Source organism: Streptomyces sp. NPDC029014 (genome assembly GCF_055564695.1).
The window spans coordinates 1-1,085 of the sequence record NZ_JBVHVT010000250.1; the positions used below are offsets into that span (position 1 = coordinate 1).

Sequence of the window (1,085 nt, forward strand, 5' to 3'; positions counted from 1 at the left end):
CTACTGGCTTCCCTCGGGCCAGGGCAAGCGCACTGAGCTGGCCGAACAGACCGGCCGGGACGGCATGCGCCTGCTCGCCGACGTGCACGCAGCTGACGCGCCCTGCTGGCTGCGCGAGCTGCCCGCCGTCCAGACCCTGCGCCGGGTATGGGTCCAGCAGTACGCGGTCGACGCGGAGGGCGAGGTGAGGTGGCGGGACCCAAAAGAGTGCCCGCCAGGCGCTTTACGCCTGGTCAGCCCCTATGACACCGAGGCCCGCGCGAGCGTGAAGCGCGACATCAAATGGGACGGGTTCAAAGTGCATCTCACCGAGACCTGCGACCCGGACACCGCTCACCTGATCACGAACGTGCTGACCACCGACGCCACCGTCCCCGACATCAAGGCCACCGACACCGTCCACGACACTCTCGCCACCAAAGACCTGCTGCCCGGCGAACACCTGCTGGACGCGGGCTACCTCGACGGTCCCCGCATCGTCACCGCCCGAACCCGCCACGGCATCACCCTGACCGGCCCCATCGCCGGCAACACCACCGCCCAGGCCACTGGACCCTATGGGCAGGACGCATTCGCCGTGGACTGGGACAACAGGACCGTGACCTGCCCGAACGGCATGACCACCGGCCAGTGGCGTGACGCACTCCCGCACCGCGGCACCCCGGTCATCCGAATCCAGTTCTCGCCCAAGGACTGCCGCTCCTGCCCCTCCCGGCCCCAGTGCATCAACTCAGCCACCCGGCCCCACCGGGAGATCACGCTCCGGCCCCGTGCCGAACACGAAGCGATCCGGGAGGCCCGTGCCGCCGAGGGAACCCCCGAGTGGCGGGAACGCTACGCGGCCCGCAACGGTATCGAGGGCACCATCTCCCACGCCGTCCGAGTCACCAACCTGCGTCAATGCCGCTACCACGGGCTCGCCAAGACCCGGCTCCAGCACCAGCTCACCGCGACCGCGATCAACCTTGCACGCATTGATGCCTGGAGCATCAACAGGCCCCGCGCCCGAACCCGCACCTCCCACCTGGCAGCACTTCGCCCCGCCGAGCACAAGCTCAACGGGGCGAATGAGCCAACGGCATCCC

The 1,085-nt window shown here is 69.2% G+C and carries 1 protein-coding gene; it reads left to right on the top strand.

Translation table 11 applies throughout. The features are described 5' to 3' along the window. Positions 1 to 1,085 (top strand): transposase (locus ACZ4VL_RS40880; protein ID WP_468211147.1); only part of this gene is annotated, 1,085 nt, incomplete at both ends.